23 protein-coding genes and 1 pseudogene are annotated in these 19,736 nt (G+C 71.3%); 17 read left to right on the top strand and 7 right to left on the bottom strand.

The features are described 5' to 3' along the window. Window positions 1-14: 14 nt before the first annotated feature. The 12 genes from ACGF3A_RS31965 to ACGF3A_RS31910 all read left to right on the top strand — a co-directional run bounded on the left by ACGF3A_RS31965 (window position 15) and on the right by ACGF3A_RS31910 (window position 9,810). Window positions 15-98: a putative leader peptide gene (locus tag ACGF3A_RS31965; protein WP_312000843.1), complete on the top strand. Its 84-nt coding sequence runs from the start codon at window positions 15-17 to the stop codon at window positions 96-98. Window positions 99-250: 152 nt separating this feature from the next. Further along, window positions 251-1,951 carry a nitrite/sulfite reductase gene (locus tag ACGF3A_RS31960; protein ID WP_393733898.1) on the top strand — a complete coding sequence of 567 codons (1,701 nt, stop codon included), beginning with the start codon at window positions 251-253 and terminating at the stop codon, window positions 1,949-1,951. Then, entirely contained in the window at window positions 1,948-2,136 is a 189-nt protein-coding gene (locus ACGF3A_RS31955) for a hypothetical protein (protein ID WP_393733897.1), read from the top strand. The genes ACGF3A_RS31960 and ACGF3A_RS31955 overlap by 4 nt, the downstream gene beginning before the upstream one ends. Next, window positions 2,133-2,849: a phosphoadenylyl-sulfate reductase gene (locus ACGF3A_RS31950; protein ID WP_393733896.1), complete on the top strand. Its 717-nt coding sequence runs from the start codon at window positions 2,133-2,135 to the stop codon at window positions 2,847-2,849. The genes ACGF3A_RS31955 and ACGF3A_RS31950 overlap by 4 nt, the downstream gene beginning before the upstream one ends. Window positions 2,850-2,872: 23 nt before the next feature. Continuing rightward, a complete protein-coding gene (cysC, locus tag ACGF3A_RS31945) occupies window positions 2,873-3,406 on the top strand; it encodes an adenylyl-sulfate kinase (RefSeq protein ID WP_393733895.1) in 534 nt (177 codons plus the stop codon). Then, a complete protein-coding gene (gene cysD, locus ACGF3A_RS31940; RefSeq protein WP_393733894.1) occupies window positions 3,403-4,338 on the top strand; it encodes a sulfate adenylyltransferase subunit CysD in 936 nt (311 codons plus the stop codon). Before cysC ends, cysD begins: the two co-directional genes overlap by 4 nt. Beyond that, entirely contained in the window at window positions 4,338-5,675 is a 1,338-nt protein-coding gene (locus ACGF3A_RS31935; protein WP_393733893.1) for a sulfate adenylyltransferase subunit 1, read from the top strand. Before cysD ends, ACGF3A_RS31935 begins: the two co-directional genes overlap by 1 nt. 172 nt (window positions 5,676-5,847) lie before the next feature. After that, on the top strand, window positions 5,848-6,945 hold the full coding sequence (locus ACGF3A_RS31930) for an ABC transporter substrate-binding protein (RefSeq protein WP_393733892.1): 1,098 nt from the start codon (window positions 5,848-5,850) through the stop codon (window positions 6,943-6,945). 25 nt (window positions 6,946-6,970) lie between these two features. Next, on the top strand, window positions 6,971-7,771 hold the full coding sequence (locus ACGF3A_RS31925) for an ABC transporter ATP-binding protein (protein ID WP_393733891.1): 801 nt from the start codon (window positions 6,971-6,973) through the stop codon (window positions 7,769-7,771). Then, entirely contained in the window at window positions 7,758-8,663 is a 906-nt protein-coding gene (locus tag ACGF3A_RS31920) for an ABC transporter permease (protein WP_393733890.1), read from the top strand. The genes ACGF3A_RS31925 and ACGF3A_RS31920 overlap by 14 nt, the downstream gene beginning before the upstream one ends. After that, window positions 8,663-9,487 carry a sirohydrochlorin chelatase gene (locus ACGF3A_RS31915; RefSeq protein ID WP_393733889.1) on the top strand — a complete coding sequence of 275 codons (825 nt, stop codon included), beginning with the start codon at window positions 8,663-8,665 and terminating at the stop codon, window positions 9,485-9,487. Before ACGF3A_RS31920 ends, ACGF3A_RS31915 begins: the two co-directional genes overlap by 1 nt. Further along, the gene (locus tag ACGF3A_RS31910) at window positions 9,418-9,810 is read left to right on the top strand and encodes a VOC family protein (protein WP_393733888.1); all 393 of its coding nucleotides are present in this window, start codon (window positions 9,418-9,420) and stop codon (window positions 9,808-9,810) included. Before ACGF3A_RS31915 ends, ACGF3A_RS31910 begins: the two co-directional genes overlap by 70 nt. A 339-nt stretch (window positions 9,811-10,149) precedes the next feature. Here ACGF3A_RS31910 and ACGF3A_RS31905 read toward each other — a convergent pair. The 7 genes and pseudogenes from ACGF3A_RS31905 to ACGF3A_RS31875 all read right to left on the bottom strand — a co-directional run. Continuing rightward, window positions 10,150-10,419: pseudogene (locus ACGF3A_RS31905) on the bottom strand (winged helix-turn-helix domain-containing protein); the annotation flags it as partial. Window positions 10,420-10,520: 101 nt separating this feature from the next. Next, entirely contained in the window at window positions 10,521-11,426 is a 906-nt protein-coding gene (locus ACGF3A_RS31900) for a TauD/TfdA dioxygenase family protein (protein WP_393733887.1), read from the bottom strand. Between the two features lie 34 nt (window positions 11,427-11,460). Further along, a complete protein-coding gene (locus tag ACGF3A_RS31895; RefSeq protein WP_393733886.1) occupies window positions 11,461-12,339 on the bottom strand; it encodes an ABC transporter permease in 879 nt (292 codons plus the stop codon). Further along, window positions 12,336-13,178 (bottom strand): ABC transporter ATP-binding protein, encoded by an 843-nt coding sequence (locus ACGF3A_RS31890; RefSeq protein ID WP_393733885.1) that lies wholly within the window; start codon window positions 13,176-13,178, stop codon window positions 12,336-12,338. Before ACGF3A_RS31890 ends, ACGF3A_RS31895 begins: the two co-directional genes overlap by 4 nt. Beyond that, window positions 13,175-14,218 (bottom strand): ABC transporter substrate-binding protein, encoded by a 1,044-nt coding sequence (locus ACGF3A_RS31885; RefSeq protein ID WP_393733884.1) that lies wholly within the window; start codon window positions 14,216-14,218, stop codon window positions 13,175-13,177. The genes ACGF3A_RS31890 and ACGF3A_RS31885 overlap by 4 nt, the downstream gene beginning before the upstream one ends. 145 nt (window positions 14,219-14,363) lie before the next feature. Beyond that, complete coding sequence (locus tag ACGF3A_RS31880; protein ID WP_393733883.1) at window positions 14,364-14,558, bottom strand: putative leader peptide; 195 nt, start codon at window positions 14,556-14,558, stop codon at window positions 14,364-14,366. A 334-nt stretch (window positions 14,559-14,892) separates the two neighbouring features. Then, window positions 14,893-15,687, bottom strand: coding sequence for an ABC transporter ATP-binding protein (locus tag ACGF3A_RS31875; protein ID WP_393733882.1), 795 nt, complete (start codon window positions 15,685-15,687; stop codon window positions 14,893-14,895). 379 nt (window positions 15,688-16,066) lie between these two features. On the opposite strand from ACGF3A_RS31875, the gene ACGF3A_RS31870 reads away from it, so the two are divergent. From ACGF3A_RS31870 to ACGF3A_RS31850, 5 genes are all read left to right on the top strand, one after another. Continuing rightward, window positions 16,067-16,285, top strand: a complete 219-nt coding sequence (locus ACGF3A_RS31870; protein ID WP_344530526.1) for a hypothetical protein — start codon at window positions 16,067-16,069, stop codon at window positions 16,283-16,285. 427 nt (window positions 16,286-16,712) lie between these two features. Continuing rightward, complete coding sequence (locus ACGF3A_RS31865; protein WP_393733881.1) at window positions 16,713-17,480, top strand: hypothetical protein; 768 nt, start codon at window positions 16,713-16,715, stop codon at window positions 17,478-17,480. After that, complete coding sequence (locus ACGF3A_RS31860) at window positions 17,477-18,475, top strand: alpha/beta fold hydrolase (protein WP_393733880.1); 999 nt, start codon at window positions 17,477-17,479, stop codon at window positions 18,473-18,475. The genes ACGF3A_RS31865 and ACGF3A_RS31860 overlap by 4 nt, the downstream gene beginning before the upstream one ends. Further along, a complete protein-coding gene (locus tag ACGF3A_RS31855) occupies window positions 18,472-19,002 on the top strand; it encodes a hypothetical protein (protein ID WP_393733879.1) in 531 nt (176 codons plus the stop codon). Before ACGF3A_RS31860 ends, ACGF3A_RS31855 begins: the two co-directional genes overlap by 4 nt. Further along, on the top strand, window positions 18,999-19,733 hold the full coding sequence (locus tag ACGF3A_RS31850) for a class I SAM-dependent DNA methyltransferase (protein ID WP_393733878.1): 735 nt from the start codon (window positions 18,999-19,001) through the stop codon (window positions 19,731-19,733). The genes ACGF3A_RS31855 and ACGF3A_RS31850 overlap by 4 nt, the downstream gene beginning before the upstream one ends. Window positions 19,734-19,736: the final 3 nt, after the last annotated feature.

The raw sequence follows: 19,736 nt of genomic DNA, 5'->3' as shown, positions 1-19,736 counted from the left end.
GCCACGCTTCCCGCATGTCTCGCGCCGGAATCGCCTTGGTGAGTCGACGTCACGTCGACCTCGTTCGCGTGTCCAGCGCCATCTGTCCGGCGGGCTGACAGTCACAGCACCGCCGTTTCCCTGAGTCGTTCGTCAACGGCTCCTCTCCGCTGAGCCACGGCCGCCCCCATCGTCGCGGGCGGATCCCGCTCACGCGCGTCAACTCCGCCTGCGTACAGGCCCGTTCGCCCTGCCCGAAGGATCTCCCGTCATGGCCGACACCTCCGAGCGCCCCGCACCTCCCGCCCGCCGCAAGGCAAAGGCAGGCCGCCACCGCGGCGAAGGGCAGTGGGCCGCTGGTCACTTCACCCCGCTCAACGCCAACGAGCAGAACAAGAAGGACGACGACGGTCTCAACGTGCGGACACGCATTGAGACGATCTACGCGCACCGCGGCTTCGACTCGATCGACGGCTCGGACCTGCGCGGCCGTATGCGCTGGTGGGGCCTCTACACCCAGCGGAAGCCCGGGATCAGCGGCGGCAAGACGGCCGTGCTCGCGCCCGAGGAGCTGGACGACGAGTACTTCATGATGCGCGTCCGTATCGACGGCGGGGCGCTGACGACCCGGCAGTTGCGGACGGTCGGCGACATCTCGCAGGAGTTCGCGCGCGGCACCGCCGACATCACCGACCGGCAGAACGTCCAGTACCACTGGATCCGTATCGAGGACGTGCCGGAGATCTGGCGGCGGCTGGAGGGCGTGGGGCTCTCGACGACCGAGGCGTGCGGCGACGTGCCGCGCGTCATTCTCGGCTCGCCCGTCGCGGGGATCGCCCAGGACGAGATCATCGACGGGACGCCGGCGATCGAGGAGATCCACCGCCGCGTCATCGGCAATCCGGCCTATTCGAACCTGCCCCGCAAGTTCAAGACGGCCGTGTCCGGGTCCCCGCACATGGATGTCACGCATGAGATCAACGACGTGGCGTTCGTCGGCGTCGACCACCCGGAGTACGGGCCCGGCTTCGACGTCTGGGTCGGCGGCGGGCTCTCCACGAACCCCAAGATCGGCGTACGGCTGGGCGCCTGGGTGCCGATCGAGGACGTGCCGGACGTGCACGAGGGCGTCGTCGCGATCTTCCGGGACTACGGCTACCGCCGCCTGCGCAACCGCGCCCGGCTGAAGTACCTGGTCGCCGACTGGGGCCCCGAGAAGTTCCGGCAGGTGCTGGAGGACGAGTACCTGCTGCGGAAGATGGCCGACGGGCCGGCGCCCGAGAAGCCGGTGCACGAGTGGCGCGACCACATCGGCGTGCACCAGCAGAAGGACGGCAACTACTACGTCGGCTTCGCCCCCCGCGTGGGCCGGGTCGACGGCGCGACCCTCAGCAAGATCGCCGACCTCGCGGAGGCGCACGGATCGGGCCGCGTCCGTACGACGGCCGAGCAGAAGATGCTCGTCCTGGACGTGGCAGAGGACCAGGTCGATCCGCTGATCGAGGGCCTGGAGTCGCTGGATCTCAGCGCGCGGCCCTCCCCCTTCCGGCGCGGCACGATGGCCTGCACCGGCATCGAGTTCTGCAAGCTGGCGATCGTGGAGACCAAGGGCCGCGGCTCCTGGCTGATCGACGAGATGGAGCGCAGGCTCCCGGACTTCGACCAGCCCGTCACCATCAACCTGAACGGCTGCCCGAACTCCTGCGCCCGTATCCAGACCGCGGACATCGGCCTCAAGGGCCAGCTCGTGACGAACGCCGAGGGCGAGCAGGTCGAGGGCTACCAGGTGCACCTGGGCGGCTCCCTCGGCCTGGAGCCCGGCTTCGGCCGCAAGGTGCGCGGCCTGAAGGTCACCGCCGACGAACTGCCCGACTACGTCGAGCGCGTGCTGCGCCGCTTCGAGGAGCAGCGCGAGGACGGCGAGCGCTTCGCGCAGTGGGCCGCGCGGGCCGATGAGGGGGAGCTGAAATGAGCGAGCGCGCCGCGCCGTTCTACTGCCCCTACTGCGGCGACGAGGATCTGCGGCCCTCGGAGGAGGGCCATGGCGCGTGGGAGTGCGCCGCCTGCAACCGGGCGTTCCGGCTGAAGTTCCTCGGCCTGCTCGCCGCCGGTCTGCGCCCGGCGGCCATCGACGGAGAGGACCCCACCACCTCATGAGCACCGCACACATACAAGAGCAGCGCTCTCCCGCCGAGCTCAAGGAGCTCGCCGAGGCGGCGGGCCGGGAGCTGGAGGACGCGGACGCGGTGGACGTGCTGCGCTGGGCCGCCGACACCTTCGGGCACCGGTTCTGCGTCACCTCCTCCATGGAGGACGCCGTCGTCGCCCATCTGGCGTCCCGCGCCTTCCCGGGCGTCCATGTCGTCTTCCTCGACACCGGGTATCACTTCCCCGAGACGATCGGTACGCGCGACGCGGTGGAGGCCGTCATGGACGTGGAGGTGATCACGCTGACGCCCCGTCAGTCGGTGGCGCAGCAGGACGCGCAGTACGGCCCCAAGCTGCACGACCGCGACCCCGACCTGTGCTGCGCGCTGCGCAAGGTGCAGCCGCTGGAGGAGGGGCTGCGGGAGTACGACGCGTGGGCGACGGGCCTGCGCCGCGACGAGTCGCCGACCCGCGCGGGCACCCCGGTCGTCGGCTGGGACGAGAAGCGCAAGAAGGTCAAGGTCTCGCCCATCGCGCGCTGGACGCAGGAGGACGTCGAGTCCTACGTCGCGGAGAACGGCGTACTGACCAATCCGCTGCTGACCGACGGCTACGCCTCCATCGGCTGCGCCCCCTGCACGCGCCGCGTACTCGCGGGCGAGGACGCGCGCGCGGGACGCTGGGCGGGTCGGAACAAGACGGAATGCGGGCTGCACGGCTGATGGCAGGCCGGGAAGGAAGAGAGATGACCGGCGCCACCGTGTGGCTCACGGGCCTGCCGAGCGCGGGCAAGACGACGATCGCGACCGCGCTCGCGGAGCGGCTGCGCGGCGAGGGGCGCGCGGTGGAGGTGCTGGACGGGGACGAGATCCGTACGTTCCTCTCCGCCGGGCTCGGCTTCTCCCGCGCGGACCGGGACGCCAACGTCCAGCGCATCGGCTTCGTCGCCGAGCTGCTCGCCTCGCACGGGGTGACGGTGCTGGTCCCGGTCATCGCGCCGTACGCGGACAGCCGCGAGGCCGTACGCAAGCGGCACGACGCGGAGGGCACCCCCTATCTGGAGGTGCACGTCACGACGCCCGTCGAGGTCTGCTCGGAGCGCGACGTGAAGGGGCTGTACGCCAAGCAGGCGGCGGGCGAGCTGTCGGGGCTGACCGGGGTGGACGACCCGTACGAGGCCCCGGAGGACCCGGACCTGCGGATCGAGGCGCACGAGCAGAGCGTCGAGGAGTCGGCCACGGCACTCCACCGGTTGCTCATCGAGAGGGGACGCGCGTGAGTACGGCGACCACGGCACTGGAGGACACCGACAATCCCTATGCGCTGTCCCATCTGGACGCGTTGGAGTCGGAGGCGGTGCACATCTTCCGGGAGGTGGCCGGGGAGTTCGAACGCCCCGTGATCCTCTTCTCGGGCGGCAAGGACTCGATCCTCATGCTGCATCTGGCGCTGAAGGCGTTCGCGCCCGCGCCGCTGCCGTTCGGGCTGCTGCACGTGGACACCGGGCACAACTTCCCCGAGGTGCTGGAGTACCGGGACCGCACCGTCGCCGAGCACGGACTGCGGCTGTACGTCGCCTCCGTACAGGAGTTCATCGACAGCGGGCAGCTGCGCGAGCGCCCCGACGGCACCCGCAACCCGCTGCAGACCGTGCCGCTGCTGGACGCGATCACCGGCAACCGCTTCGACGCCGTCTTCGGCGGCGGACGCCGCGACGAGGAGAAGGCACGCGCCAAGGAGCGGATCTTCTCGCTGCGCGACGAGTTCGGCGGCTGGGACCCGCGCCGCCAGCGCCCCGAGCTGTGGCAGCTCTACAACGGCCGCCACGCGCCCGGCGAGCACGTGCGCGTCTTCCCGCTCTCCAACTGGACCGAGCTGGACGTGTGGCAGTACATCGCCCGCGAGAAGATCGCGCTGCCCGCCATCTACTACGCCCACCGGCGCGAGGTCTTCGCCCGCTCCGGGATGTGGCTGGCGCCCGGCGAGTGGGGCGGGCCCAAGGACGGCGAACGCGTCGAGCGCCGCCAGGTGCGCTACCGCACCGTCGGGGACATGTCCTGCACCGGCGCGGTGGACTCCGACGCCGACACGATCGAGAAGGTCATCGCCGAGATCGCCGCCTCGCGCCTCACCGAGCGCGGCGCGACCCGGGCCGACGACAAGCTCTCCGAGGCCGCCATGGAAGACCGCAAGCGCGAGGGGTATTTCTGATGACGAGCACCACCACGGACATCGAAAGCCTCCAGGCGGCCACCTCCCTGCTGCGCTTCGCGACCGCCGGGAGCGTGGACGACGGCAAGTCGACGCTGGTCGGCAGGCTGCTGCACGACTCCAAGTCGGTGCTGGCCGACCAGCTCGAAGCCGTCGAGCACGCCTCCCGCAACCGGGGCCAGGAGGCCCCCGACCTCGCTTTGCTGACCGACGGGCTGCGCGCCGAGCGCGAGCAGGGCATCACCATCGACGTCGCCTACCGCTACTTCGCCACCCCCCGCCGCCGGTTCATCCTCGCCGACACCCCGGGCCATGTGCAGTACACCCGCAACATGGTCACCGGCGCCTCCACCTCCGAGCTGGCCGTCGTCCTCGTCGACGCGCGCAACGGCGTGGTCGAACAGACCCGCCGCCACGCCGCCGTCGCCGCCCTGCTGCGCGTCCCGCACGTGGTCCTGGCCGTCAACAAGATGGACCTGGTCGGCTACCAGGAGTCCGTCTTCGCCGCGATCGCCGACGAGTTCACGGCGTACGCGACCTCGCTGGGCGTGGAGGAGGTCACCACGATCCCGATCTCCGCGCTGGAGGGCGACAACGTGGTGACCGCCTCCGCGCACATGTCCTGGTATTCCGGCCCGACCGTCCTGGAACACCTGGAGACGGTGCCGGTCACGCACGACCCCACCGGCGAGGTCGCCCGCTTCCCCGTGCAGTACGTGATCCGCCCGCAGACCCCCGAACTGCCCGACTACCGCGGCTACGCTGGCCAGTTGGCGTCCGGCGTGCTGCGGGTCGGCGACCGGGTGACCGTCCTGCCCTCCGGGCGTACGAGCACGATCACCGCACTCGACGTGCTGGGCCAGTCCGTGGACCTGGCCTGGGCCCCGCAGTCGCTCACCGTCCGCCTCGCCGACGACCTCGACATCTCACGCGGCGACCTCATCGCCCCCGCCGACGCCTCCGTGACCCCCAGCCAGGACCTGACCGCGACGGTCTGCCACCTGCACGACCGGCCCCTCAAGCCCGGCGACCGGGTACTGCTCAAGCACGCCACCCGCACCGTGAAGGCCATCGTCAAGGAGATCCCCTCCCGGCTGACCCTGGACGACCTCTCCCAGCACCCGGCGCCCGGCGCGCTGGAGGCCAACGACATCGGCCGCGTCGTGATCCGTACCGCCGAGGCGCTGCCCGTCGACCCGTACGCGGCCTCCCGCCGCACCGGCTCCTTCCTCCTCATCGACCCGGCGGACGGATCGACGCTGACGGCGGGGATGGCGGGCGAAGCGTTCACGGACGGCGACCAGGTGCCGCCCTCGGACGAGGGCTGGGACTTCTGAGCCATGGGGATCCCCGGAGAGGTCTTCTCGACCTTCGACCAGACAGGCGGCCGGATCGGCAGCGGTGTGCGCGGCAGCGGCCAGGGCGGAGTGGGGCGATGCGCGCCGTGACCCGCGCCCTCGCCCTGACCGCCCCTGCCCACCGACCCTGTCCATCCGAGAGGACCCTTCCGTGCCCCGCACCCGTACCGTTACCGCCCTGACCTCGCTCACCGTTCTCCCGCTGCTGCTCCTGACGGGCTGCGGCTACGGCTCGAAGGCCGTCGAGGACAACGAGCCCAAGGCCGCGGGCGGGAAGAAGGTCGACGGCCTCGACGAGGTGAAGGTCGGCTACTTCCCGAACGTCACCCACGCCACGCCCCTGGTCGGCCTCCGGAACGGCGGCCCCATCGCCAAGGAGCTGGGCGGCACGAAGGTCGCCACGCAGGTCTTCAACGCGGGCCCCTCCGCGATCGAGGCACTCAACGCCAAGGCCGTCGACCTCACCTGGGTCGGCCCCTCCCCCGCCATCAACGGCTATGTGAAGTCGGGCGGCAAGAACCTGCGCATCGTCTCCGGGGCCACCTCGGGCGGCGCCTCGCTCGTCGTCAACCCCGACAAGGTGAAGTCGGTGGACGACCTCAAGGGCAAGAAGATCGCCACCCCGCAGCTCGGCAACACCCAGGACGTCGCCCTCCTCAACTACCTCAAGGGCAAGGGCCTCAAGGTGAACGCGGAGACCGGCAAGGGCGACACCTCGGTGCTGCGGCAGGACAACAAGGAGATCCCGACCACCTTCCAGCAGGGCGGCATCGACGGCGCGTGGGTGCCGGAGCCGACCGCCTCCAACCTCGTCGGCAAGGGCGGCAAGCGGCTGCTGAACGAGAAGAAGCTGTGGAAGGACGGCAAGTTCGTCACCACGAACCTCGTGGTCAGGCAGGACTTCCTGAAGAAGCACCCGGACGTGGTCGAGGCGGTCCTGCGCGGCTCGGTGAAGACCAACGCCTGGATCGCCGGGCACAAGGACGAGGCCAAGAAGCACATCAACACCGCGCTGCAGCGGGACGCGGGCAAGCCGCTGCCCGGCAAGGTCCTCGACGCGGCGTTCTCCGAGATCGACGTCACCGACGACCCGCTGGCCGCGACCCTCAAGTCCCAGGCCGACCACGCCCGCGAGGCAGGGCTGCTGAAGAAGGCGGACCTGACCGGGATCTACGACCTGACCCCGCTGAACAAGGTCCTCAAGTCCGAGGGCCGCTCCCCGCTCCGCGACGCGGGGCTCGGACAGTGAGCACAGGCCACCTGGAGGTGAACCGATGAGCGCCACGATCGCTGAGAAGACGAAGACGGCACCCGCCGACAGCAGCACGCGCACGTCCGCCCGCTACTCGGCCCGTATCGCCCATGTGTCGAAGAGCTTCGGCACGCAGCAGGTCCTCGACGACATCAGCGTCGATGTCGCGCCCGGCGAGTTCGTCACGCTGCTCGGCGCTTCCGGCTGCGGCAAGAGCACGCTGCTCAACCTCGTCGCGGGCCTGGAGGCGCCGACGGCGGGCGAGATCGACGTGCCGGGCGGGCGGCCCGCGCTGATGTTCCAGGAGCACGCGCTCTTCCCGTGGCTGACCGCGGGCAAGAACATCGAGCTGGCCCTGAAGATGCGCGGACTGCCCAAGGCCGAACGGCCCGCCGAGGCCGAACGGCTGCTGGAGCTGGTCCGGCTGAGCGGCGCCCATCGCAAGCGGGTGCACGAACTGTCCGGCGGCATGCGCCAGCGCGTGGCCCTCGCGCGGGCGCTCGCGCAGGACAGCCAACTGCTGCTGATGGACGAGCCGTTCGCGGCGCTCGACGCCATCACCCGCGACGTGCTGCACGAGGAACTGACCCGCATCTGGGCCGAGACGGAGGTCTCGGTCCTCTTCGTCACGCACAACGTGCGCGAGGCCGTACGGCTCGCGCAGCGCGTCGTGCTGCTCTCCTCCCGCCCCGGGCGCATCGCGCGCGAGTGGGACGTGGACATCCCGCAGCCGCGCCGTATCGAGGACGCCGACGTGGCGCGCCTCTCGGTGGAGATCACGGAACAGCTCAGGGGGGAGATCCGCCGACATGGCCAGCACTAGTACGGAGACCGCCGCCGAGGAACCGCTCAAGGCCCCGGCGGGTGGCGACCTCGCGGGCCTGGAGGCCGGGCTCGACGCCCTCGACACCCGCGCCTCCGCCCGCCCGCCCCTCGCCCAGGTGCTCCGCAAGAAGGCGCTGCCGCCCCTCGTCGCGGTCGTCCTCGTGCTGGGCCTGTGGCAGCTCGCGTTCGCGCTGGACCTGAAGCCGGACTACCAGCTGCCGGGCCCGCTGATGGTGTGGGACGCGCTGGCCGAGGAGTGGTACAAGGGCACGATCCTCGACATCATCTGGCAGAGCGTCTCGCGCGGCGCGCTCGGCTTCCTCGTCGCGCTCGCCATCGGCACCCCGCTCGGCCTGCTGGTGGCCCGCGTCGCCCCCGTACGGGCCGCGATCGGGCCGATCCTCTCCGGGCTCCAGTCGCTGCCCTCGGTGGCCTGGGTCCCGGCGGCGATCATCTGGTTCGGGCTGACGGACGCCACGATCTACGCGGTGGTGCTGCTCGGCGCCGTCCCCTCGATCGCGAACGGGCTGGTGGCCGGGGTCGACCGCATCGACCCGCTGCATCTGCGCGCCGGGAAGGTCATCGGCGCCACGGGCCTGCGCGGAATCTGGCACGTGCTGCTCCCCGCCGCCCTGCCGGGCTACATCGCGGGCCTCAAGCAGGGCTGGGCGTTCTCCTGGCGCTCGCTGATGGCAGCCGAACTCATCGCGACCTCGCCCGAACTGGGCGCGGGTCTCGGCCAGTTGCTGGAGACCGGGCGCTCGTACCAGGACATGCCGCTGGTACTCGGCGCGATCCTGCTGATCCTGCTCGTCGGCATCGGCATCGAGCTGCTCATCTTCGCGCCGGTAGAGCGCCGCGTGCTGCGCGCCCGGGGACTGCTGCGCTGATGTCCGCCCCGCCTCCCGCCCTCCTCCTCGTCGCGCACGGCAGCCGCGACCCGCGGCACGCCGCGACCGTCGGGGCGCTGTGCGCCCGCGTGCGTGTGCTGCTGCCGGGTGTCCGGGTGGAGGCGGGCTTCCTCGACTTCGACGCGCCGACGGTCCCCACCGCGCTGGAACGGCTGTACGAGGAGGGCGCGCGGGAGATCGTCGCCCTCCCTCTCCTCCTCACCCGGGCCTTCCACGCCAAGACGGACATCCCCGCGGTGCTCGCCGACGCCGCCGCGCGGCTGCCCGGCGCCACCGTGCGCCAGGCCGACGTCCTCGGCCCCCACCCGCTGCTCACCGCCGCGCTGGAACGGCGGCTGCGGCAGACGGGCCTCGACCCGCGCCAGGCCCCCTCCACGGGGATCGTCCTGGCCTCGGCGGGTTCCTCAGACCCGGAGGCGATCGCGGTGATCGCTGAAGTCGCGCGGGAGTGGCGGCGCACCACCGGTTGGTGCGCCGTGCGGCCCGCGTTCGCCTCCGCGGCACTTCCCCGCACGGCGGACGCCGTCCGCGCGCTGCGCGCGGACGGCGTCCGCCGGGTCGCCGTCGCGCCGTACGTGCTGGCCCCGGGCCTGCTGCCGGACCGCATCGCGGCGGGCGCGCGGGAGGCGGGCGCCGACGTCCTGGCGCCCGTGCTGGGCGCGGCGCCGGAGCTGGCCCGCCTGGCCGCGCTCCGCTACGCGGCGTTGTCAGTGGGCCGTGGAACGCTGGGCCCATGCTTGACCACATCGGAATCCAGGCCGAAGACGTCACCGCCAGCGCTCGTTTCTACGACGCGGTCCTAGCTCCGCTCGGGGCCCGCCGCTGGCTGGAGTTCGAAGGAGGCCAGGTCATCTCCTTCGGCACCGAAGCGCCGGGCAACTTCTGGGTGAGCCCCGTCCCCGAAGAGCTTCGCGGCACTTCGGGGCGGGAGAACCATCTGGCGTTCACGGCGCCCGATCGGGCGGCGGTCGACGCGTTCCACGCGGCGGCGCTTGCTGTCGGGGCCGAGTCCCTTCACGCGCCCCGCCTCTGGCCCGAGTACCACGCCTCGTACTACGGCGCCTTCGTCCGCGACCCCGACGGCAACAACGTCGAAGCGGTCTGCCACCTCCCCTCCCCCTCCTAGCAGGGGGCACCCCCTCCGCGGCCACGGGCCCGTGCAGTTCAAGACTTCGGGGCTTGCCCCTTCTCCCTAGGGGCGCGGGGAACTGCGCGACAAGCCACGACGCGGCGGCAGTCCGCGAAGCACAGCCCGGGGCTCCCCGGGCGCGGCTCTTGTACGCGGGGCACCCGGCGTGGGGGGCTGCGCTTGCCAACCCTGCGCCTTGCGCAGACTTCCCAAGCTTCGCAGGGGCGGAGGGAGAAGCGCAGAACTCCCAAGCTTCGCAGGGCGGAGGGAGGAGCAGGGGTGCCCCTCGTCTGGGGTGGGGGGCGTGGGGGCCGGGCCCAGACGAGGGGCTGGGGCTTAGGGGGTGAACTTGTAGCCGACTCGGCGGACCGTCACGATGCGGGCCCGGTGCGCCGGCCCCAGCTTGCGACGGAGCCGCGCCACGTGCACGTCGACCGTACGCCCGTCGCCGACATGGTCCCCGTACCCCCACACCGTACTCACGAGCTGCTCCCGCGAGTGGACCTGCCGCGGATACGCCACGAGGTGCGAGAGGAGCTCGAACTCCAGGTATGTGAGGTCGAGTTCGTGCCCGTCCACGTGCACCGTGCGGCACGTGCGGTCGATCTCCAGGCCGCCGCCGGACTCGGAGGACGCGGCCCGGACCACCCTCAGCACCGTACGCGGCGGCTGAGCCCGCTCGTACGGCCTCGCGTTGCTCACCAGACTCATCGCGCACCCGCCAGCGGCGTGTAGTGCGCGGCCTCGTCGCCCGCGACGACGCGGCTGAGGCGCCCGTCCACGCCCACCGGCACGTCACCGGCGACGGTGACCCGGTGCAGCTTGCGCGGCAGGTCGTCGTAGTCGTCGGGCGCGTAGTGCTGGGTGATGCGGTTGTCGAAGAGGATCAGGTCACCCGGCGCCCACGTCCAGCGGACCGTGTTCTCGGGGCGGGTGACGTACGACTGGAAGATCCGCAGCAGGTCGCGGGACTCGGAGGCGCTGAGCCCCTCGATGCGCTGTGCGAAGCCGCCGATGAACAGGCCGCGTTCGCCGCTCTCCGGGTGGACGCGGACGACGGGGTGCGCGGTCTCCCAGGTGGTGGAGACGAAGACCCGCCGGTGCTCGGCCGCGGCCTCCGACTTCGGGGGCTCGGCGTAGTCGTGCGCGTTGGAGTGCACGGCCCACAGGCTGTCGGCCAGTTCCCGCAACGGCCCGGGCAGATCCCGGTACGCCGCGGCCGAGTTGGCGATGAGCGTGTTGCCGCCGTAGGGAGGGACGACGAGGCTGCGCAGGGTGCTCGCCTTGGGCGGCGTCCGTACGAACGTCACGTCGGTGTGCCAGCGGTTGGCCCGTACGCCGCTCTCGCTGTCGACGGGCAGGATGTTCGGCTGGTCCTCGACCGAGGGCACGGTGGGATGCGCCGTGGTCAGCTCCCCGAAGAGGCGTGCGAAGCGGATCTGGTCCGCGTCGTCGAGCTGCTGGTCCCGGAAGAAGAGGGCCTTGTGTGCGAGGAGGGCCGCGTTGATCTCCGTGACGAGCGCGCCGTCGAGCGGCGCGGAGAGGTCGACGCCGAGGATCTCGGCGCCGATACGGCCGCCGACCCGGCGGATGTCGAAGTGGCTGCTGCTCATGAGGGGTCTCCTTTGCTGCGGGGATCGGGGGAGGTCAGGCGGAGGTGGTCCGCCAGGACGTGAAGCGGCGTTCGAGGGCGACGAGCGCCTGGTTGAAGGCCACGCCGAGCGCGGAGACCGTGAGGATCCCCGCGTACATCTGCGGAATGGCGAAGTTGAACTGGGAGTTGTTGATGAGGAAGCCGAGCCCGGCCTTGGCGCCGACCATCTCGGCGGCGACGAGCACGAGGATCGCCACGGCCCCGGCGAGCCGGATGCCGGTGAACACGGCGGGCACGGAGGCCGGGAGGATCACCTTCTGGAAGAGCCGCCAGGGCGGCAGGTTCACGCTCCGCGCCAGCTTGAGCAGCGTGGGGTCCACGGTGCGCACGGCACTGACGGTGTTGAGCAGCACCGGCCAGGTGCAGGCGTAGAGCACGATGGAGATCTTCGAGGTCTCGCCGATGCCGAGGAGCAGCACGAAGACGGGCAGCAGCGCGAGCGCGGCGGTGTTGCGGAAGACCTCCAGCAGCGGGCCGAGGAAGTCGGCGACGGGCTTGTACCAGCCGATGAGCAGACCGAGCGGCACCGCCAGCGCCACCGCGAGCCCGAAGCCGGACGCCGAGCGGACGAGGCTGGCGCGGGTGTCGTCCCACAGCTGCCCGTCGAGCAGCAGCTCCCACCAGGCCGCCGCGACCTCTGAGAAGGGCGGCAGGAACACCCGGTCGGCGAGCCCGGCGCGCGGCGCGATCTCCCAGAGCGCGAGCAGCGCGAGCACGGCGGCCGTACGGGTCGCGACGGCACCGGCGAGGGAGAGCAGCCGGCGGGGCAGCGAGGGCCCGGCCTGCTCTTCGGCGAGGGCGGGGGCGAGGACGGCGGCCGGAGCCCCGTCCTCCACGCTCCGCTCCTTCGAGGCGGGCAGGGTGGCGCTCATACGGCGACCGCCTCCCTCTCCTGCCGCTGCGCGCGGTCGACCTCGTCGTGCAGCAGCTCCCAGACGCGGTGCCGGTAGGCGGCGAACTCCGGGCTGGAGCGCGGGTCGTCGGCGTCCGTACGGGCGCCGCCCAGCGAGACCGTGACGACCTCCTTGACCCGCCCGGGGCGCGAGGTGAGGACGGCGACGCGCTGCCCGAGCAGCACGGCCTCGTCGATGCCATGGGTGATGAAGACGACGGTCTTCCCGGTGCGCTGCCACACCCGCAGCAGCTCGTCCTGGAGGGACTCGCGGGTCTGCGCGTCGAGCGCCCCGAAGGGCTCGTCCATGAGCAGCACGTCGGGGTCGTACGCCAGGCTGCGGGCGATGGCGACGCGCTGGCGCATGCCGCCGGACAGCTCGTGCGGGTGCCGCTCCTCGAAGCCGTCGAGTCCGACGAGGGAGAGGAACTCCCGTGCCCGTTCGGCCCGTTCGCGCCGGGGCACGCCGATGGCTTCGAGCCCGAACTCGACGTTGCCGCGCGCGGTGCGCCAGGGCAGCAGCGCGTACTGCTGGAAGACGGTGCCCCGGTCGTGCCCGGGCCCCGTGACGGGCTCGCCGTCGACCAGGACCCGGCCCGAGGTGGGGCGGGTGAGGCCGCCGAGCAGATCGAGCAGCGTGGACTTGCCGCAGCCGGAGGGGCCGACGAGGACCGTGAACTCGCCCGGCGCGATGTCGAGGTCGACGCCGTCGAGGGCGGTGAAGGCGGCGGCACGGCGCCCCCGTTTCGCACGGGACCGGGAGCGGGGCGCCGGGAAGGTCTTGCCGACCTTCTCGAAACGTATCTTCGGCTCGCTCATCGCTGGGGACTCCTCGGATTCCTGGTGCTCGGATTCCTGTTGAAGGCGTTGGTGTAGATGTCCTCGATCCGGACGCGGTCGGTCTTGATGTCGCCGCGCTGCTCCAGCCAGCGGGCCCAGGTGGCGAGTTCGCGGGGCGCGATGCGTCCGCCCGTGCCCGCGACGCCGTAGGACTGCCAGTAGCGGAGGGGGCCGGTGTCCTCGCTGCGGTCGCGCCGCTTCACGATGCGCACCATGCGGGCGACGACCTTCTCGCGCGGCGTGCGCCGGGCCCATTCGAGGGCCCGCCCCACACCGGTCACGAACCGCCGGGCCACGCGCGGATGCCGGTCGAGGTAGCGGTCGGCCATGACGTAGGTGCCCGCGCTGAACGAGCCGAGGAGCTGGTGGTCGTCGAAGAGGGGGCGGATGCCGCCGCGTTCGAGGGCCTTGTCCCGCATGAGGTCGCCGAGCACCGCGACCTCGATACGGCCCTTGCGCAGGGCCTGCTCGGTGTTGACGGGCGGCAGCGCGATCCGCTCGACCTTGGCGGCCTCGCCGGAGCCGACGCCCTCGCGCTTGAGGTAGGTGTCGAGCATGGCCTCGGAGTGCGCGCCGAGGGTGTTCATGCCGACCTTGGCGCCGACGAGGTCACGGGCGTGCCGGAGAGGGCTGTCACGCAGCACGTAGAAGCCGTTGAAGCGCTTGGCGTCGACGCCGTAGTAGCTGATGACGGCCTTCACCGGGGCCTTGGCGGCGGCCATCTTGACGACGGCGCCGTTGAACGCGCCACCGAAGTCGACGTCGCCGGACGCGGCCGCCTGGAGGTCCTGCGGGCCGCTCGTCGTGTTGCCGACCCATTCGAGGGTCAGCCCGTCGAGATACCCGAGGTCCTCGGCGAGCTCGGCCGGGGTGACGGTGCCGGCCCAGCCCTGGTAACGGATGGTGGTCGCGGGAACGCCGTCCCGCCCGGCCGCGCTACCGCACCCGGCGGTGACGGCGGCCGCGCCCGTAAGGGCGAGGAATTCTCTTCGGGGGACAGAAAAGGGGAATTGACGCACGGGTGCCTTCCGTTGCGACGGGGGAACGCGAGAATTCGGGCACGCCGAATTCAAGAAATGCGCTCTGCGCAGGAATCAACGCACGCGCCACGGCGGTGAGCAGCGGCGATGCGGAGGGAGAGGAGAGAGGTGAGCGGCGCGCGCCTCAGGCGCAGCGGCAGGCACAAATGGCGCTGGCGTGACGTCGCAGATCGACGTGCAGGCGCGCTACGAGATTGCGGTGGGTGCTCACGACAATGGAGCATGCCAGCGATTGCCGGTAGCCGTCAACAATTACAGCGCTATGAAGAGAGCTCCTGCCCGCACGCGACGCGAGAGGGCGCGCCCGGTCACAACACATCGGGGCTTGCCCCCTTCTCCCTCAGGGGCGCGAGGCTGTGCGGTTCAAGACCTTTGGGCTTGCCCCCTCAGGGGCGCGGGGCTGTGTCTGATTTGCGGCTCCGCCGCGTGGGCGCGCCGGGTCCAAGACTTTTGGGCTTGCCCGATTAGGGGCGCGGGGAACTGCGCGACAAGCCACGACGCGGCCGCAGTCCGCGATGCACAGCCCGGGGCATCCCGAACCCGGCCCAGTTGCGCGGGGCACCCGGCGCAGGGGGCTGCGCTTGCCAACCCTGCGCCTTGCGCAGACTTCCCAAGCGCAGTGGGGTGGAGGGAGGAGCGTGGGCCCTCTCTGTCTAGGTCAGGGTCGCGTGGGGGACGACGACTGGGGAACCGTCGCTCGGGGAGGAGAGGATGTCCGCGTCCACTCCGTACAGCTCTTTCACGAGAGCGGGGGCGATGACCTCGCGGGCGGGACCCCGCGCGACGACCACGCCGGAGTTCATGGCGACGAGCGTGTCCGCGTAACGGGCGGCGCTCGCGAGATCGTGCAGCACCATCACGACGGTGCGCCCGGACGACGCGACCTCTCGGACGAGCGCGAGCACCTCGACCGCGTGCCCGAGATCGAGCGCGCTCGTCGGCTCGTCGAGCAGCACGATCGGCGTGTGCTGGGCCAGCACCATCGCGAGCCAGCACCGCTGCCGCTGCCCCCCGGAGAGGTGGTCGAGGCGGTGCCCGGCGAGCCCGGCGGTGCCGGTGGCGTCCAGCGCCTCGGTGACCGCATCCTCGTCCTCCTTCGACCACTGCCGGAACAGCCCCTGGTGCGGGTGGCGTCCGTAGCGGACGAGACCGGCGACGGTGATGGCCTCGGGCGCCTGCGGCGACTGCGGGAGCAGCGCGATACGGCGGGCGGCGTCGCGCGGCCGCAGCTGCCAGACGTCCTCGTCCCCGACCCGTACGGCGCCGGACTCGGGCTGGTGCAGCCGCGCGATCGTGCGCAACAGGGTCGACTTGCCGCAGCCGTTGGGGCCGACGATCGCGACGACCTGCCCGGCGGGGACGGAGAGGTCCACCCCGTCCACGGCGAGATGACCCGGGTACCCGGCGCGGAGGTTCTCGACGGTCAGATGCGTGGAGCGAGGCGACATGAGGTAAGCCTAGCCTAAGTAGGTACCGTCACACCCAAAGCCGGCCCGGAGCCATCCCGGAGTCACCCCGAAGCGGCCCCTCTGCCCCATTTCGCTCAACTCGTTCTTTTACCTTCGCTTTTCCCTGGCTTTGCCATGGGACTTGAAGGCGGCCCGCAAGAGAAGAAAGATTCGGCCATGGACACGGCGCGATTTCTCTGGCTAGCATCGAACCGCGCTACGGGGGATTCATCAGCGCTCCTTGACCAATTGGACCCCCTGTCGCGCTGTCCGACCACGGGGTTGACCAACCGCGTTCGGCAAGCGGTACGGAGCGCGCCTTTTGTCTGGACCAAGGTGTCTGGGGCCCCGCGATTCCGAATCGAGCACGGAGGTTCTGATGCTGCTGGAAAAGGTGAACCAGAACGCCGCGCTTTCGGGTTTTGTGCCCGTCAGCGTGAGCCCGGGTGAAGTGGCCCCCATCATGGCCACGTTCACCATCGCATGCCCCACGACCCCGGCCATCGGCGCGGGTCTGGCCAAGGCCGCGGGCGCGGTCGTGGGTGCGGGGGCCGTCACGGGCGCCGCCTATGTGGCGTACGAGGCCGCCAACAAGTAAGCACGCCGGTACCGGAGCACGGTTTACCGCTCTGTCTTCCGCGTGTTCTTCGAACGGTTCTCAGAACGGTCCCATCGTGAAACGTGAAGGATGGATCATGCCGATTCACGGAAATGTCAACGGCGCATTGCTGGCAAAGGTGAATGCGGGTCAGGCGGCACACGCCCTTCCCGCGGGCGTCCCCGTCATGGCGACCCCCGCCGCGTTCGTCGCGGGAGTCGTCTCCGGCGCAAAGGTGTGCGGTGCTCTCGTGGCCGCCGCCAGCGCCGGAGCAGCCGTGGGTAAAGCCGTAGCGTCCTGACAAGAGGTAGCCAACAGAGCAATGTGGTCTCGTCTTCGCAGACCTCTTGAGTTGGCACGCGCTCGGCCTCTCGAAACAGCGGAGAGGCTGAGCGCCGTCACCCATCTCTTGAGCAGTCTTGAGTACATGGCACGCAGGTCCGACCGAGAGCCCGGCGGTCTCAACGACTGGCAGTACCTCCGCCACCAGTTCCCCACCAAGTCCCGCTTCCTCCGCTCCCTCATGGACCGCGTCGCGAAGGAACCCGTGACGCAGGCCATCCACGGCTCCCGCGCCGTGGCCGCCGCGCTGCTCGTGCTGCCGGTCCGCAGCAACGGGCTCCGGCTGGCCTGCGACGCCTACCTCTCGGCGACCCAGCTCGCCATCTATCCCCGGCACTTCTTCGGCACGGACGGCTCGGACCAGGTCGCCTTCCTGGTCCAGACGACCGCGGCGCTCGGCCGCGCGGGCGGCACCGAGGCCTCGCGCACGGCCGCCGTCCAGTTCATCGGCGCCCAGGCCGTGCTCTCGTACGGGGCCTCCGGCTGGGCCAAGCTGCCCGGGCACCGCTGGCGCAGCGGCGACGCGCTCGTCAAGATCATGCGGACGCAGACCTACGGCGACCAGTGGTTCTTCGAGCAGCTCTCCAAGTACCCCGCCGCCTCCCGGGCGATCTGCCACGTGGTGCTCGCGCTGGAGAGCGGGTTCCCGCTGCTGCTGCTCCGGCGCGGGAAGTACATGGACGCCGGGCTGGTCGTGATGGGCGGCTTCCATCTGGCGAACGCCCGCTTCATGGGCCTCTCCCGGTTCGCCTGGGCGTTCGTCTCCACGTACCCCTGCATCCGGACGCTGGCCAAGGGCGGGAAGGACGGCTCCGTGGGAACGTCCGTACGGCGGGAGGTCACCGGCCGATGAACTCCGGTTTCACCAGGATGACCCTCGGCGCGCTCGCCGCCGCGGGCGCCGTCGGCGTCACGTACCAGCTCTACGCGGACGCCCGCGCCAAGCGCGCGACCGGCCATCTCGACCACCGCCAGCTCACCTGCGCCAGCGGCAACATCGTCAGCTACCACGTGCGGGAGGGCGCCCCCGGCGCGGACACCCTCGTGCTCGACGCGGGCCTGCTCAGCAGCTCGCTCGCGTGGCTGCTGGTGCTCGACCACCTCGACCCTGACCTGAGAGTGGTGCTCTACGACCGCGCGGGGTACCGGCGTTCGCTGCGCCGGTGCGCGGAGGACTACTGCTTCGAGGAGAGCGTCGGCGACCTCGTCGACGTCCTGGGCGCGGCCGTGGACGGGGACTGCGTGCTGGCCGGACACTCCCTCGGCGGCTATCTCGCGCACCGGGCGGCGGCGCGGCTCCCGGAGACCGTGCGCGGGCTCGTCCTCATCGACCCGATGCACCCCCGGCAGTTGCGCGAGAGCCGCACCCAGCGCGCCGGGGCCAACAACACCAACCTCACCGTCCGCCTCGCGCCGCTCTCGATCCAGTGCGGCGGCGCGCTCCTCCTGGACCGGCGGTCGCTGCTCTCGTACGCGGACGGCAGCCCGTACCGGCGTGCGCTGGGCTGGGAGCTGTCCTCCGCGTCCGCGTGGCGCGCCAGCCGCCGCGAGTGGGGCTACGCGTACGCGTTCATGCTCGACGGCGGCCGTCCCCTCGACACCCTGGAGGTGCCGGTCAGCGTGCTCGCCGCCGAGGCGACCGTCGGCGACGCACCCGAACAGCGCGCGCTGTACGAGGAGTACGCGCGCTCCGGCGCGGACGGCGGCTCCGGCGCGGACGGCGGCTCCAGCGAGACCCTGGCCGGGGCCTCGCACCTGTCGGTCCTGGGCTCGGCGGAGCACGCCCCGCGCACCGCGGCCCACCTGGAGAAGGCCCTCGCGGCCACGCGCGTACGGGAGGCGGCATGAGCAAGGCCGTCGACCGGGTGCTCCAGGGGACGTTCGCCGCGTGGTTCCTCGTGACGGTCGTCTCCCAGCACCCCGACCGCAGCTACGACAGGCTCAGGAAGTACGACAGGACCGGGATCCTCATCCCCAACTGGCGCTTCTTCGCCCCCGAGCCCGCCGTCGAGGACCAGCACTTCCTCTACCGGCTGGCCAGCGAGGACAAGACCTCCCACACCGAGTGGCGGTCCGTCTTCGAGGTCCAGCCGCGGCGCGCCGCGCACGCCGTGTGGTTCCCCGGGCGCCGCATCGAGAAGAGCATCTTCGACGTGGCCTCGACCCTCAACGCCAACCCGCACAGCACCAACCCGATGCACACGGAGGCCCGCAAGGCCTCGTACGGCATCATCCTCGACTTCGTCCGCGCCCGGCTCACTCCGGAACCCGGCCATCCGCTGCTCCAGCTCATGCTGGTCCGGTACTCGGGCTACGACCACAGCGAGGACCCCAAGTACGACCTGATCTCCGACTACGAGCCGGTGAACCCATGAGCGACGTCCAGTACGGCAGCGCGGTCTCCTCCGTCTACGACATCCTGCTCAGCGACCCGATACCCGCCAGGGACACCGTGGACTTCCTCCGCGACCGGGTCGCGGGCAAGGACGTGCTCGAACTCGGCGTCGGCACCGGCCGGATCGCCGAGCCCCTCGCGCCCCTGGTCCGCAGCCTGACGGGGGTGGACAACTCCCCGCACATGCTGGAGGGCTTCCGGCACAAGGGCGTGCCGGGGAACGTGACCCTCGTCGAGGCCGACTTCCGCGCCCCCGTCCCCGTCCCACTCCCCACCGGCGACAGGTTCGACGCCGCGTACAGCACGCTGGGCTCGCTGGCCTGCTGCCGCGACCGCGACGAGCTGCGTACGGCGCTGCGCGGCGCTGCCGGGCGGCTCAGACCCGGCGGGGTGCTGTGCCTGGAGTACTACTCGGCCGACACCTACCGGCTGATGCTCCAGGCCAGCCCCTTCGCGTCCCGTACGGCCGAGGGCCATCCGTTCGAGATACGGCTCGCCCTCGACCCCGTACGCACCGTGCTGACCTCGGCCACCACGATCAGCGTGCACGGCGAGAAGGTCGACTTCGCCGAGGACGTGCTGCTCCTGGAGGCCGACGAGGTCGAGCGGTGCCTGACCGAGGCCGGTTTCGCCGCCGTGGAGACGCTGCGGCAGCCCGGCCAGCCGTTCGACTGGTACGTGGCGCACGTGCCGTCCGGACCGTCCGAGTGAGGA

The organism is Streptomyces sp. NPDC048172, from assembly GCF_043202595.1.
In the GTDB taxonomy this organism is placed as follows: Bacteria; Actinomycetota; Actinomycetes; order Streptomycetales; family Streptomycetaceae; genus Streptomyces.
This window is presented reverse-complemented; position numbering and strand designations above follow the sequence as displayed.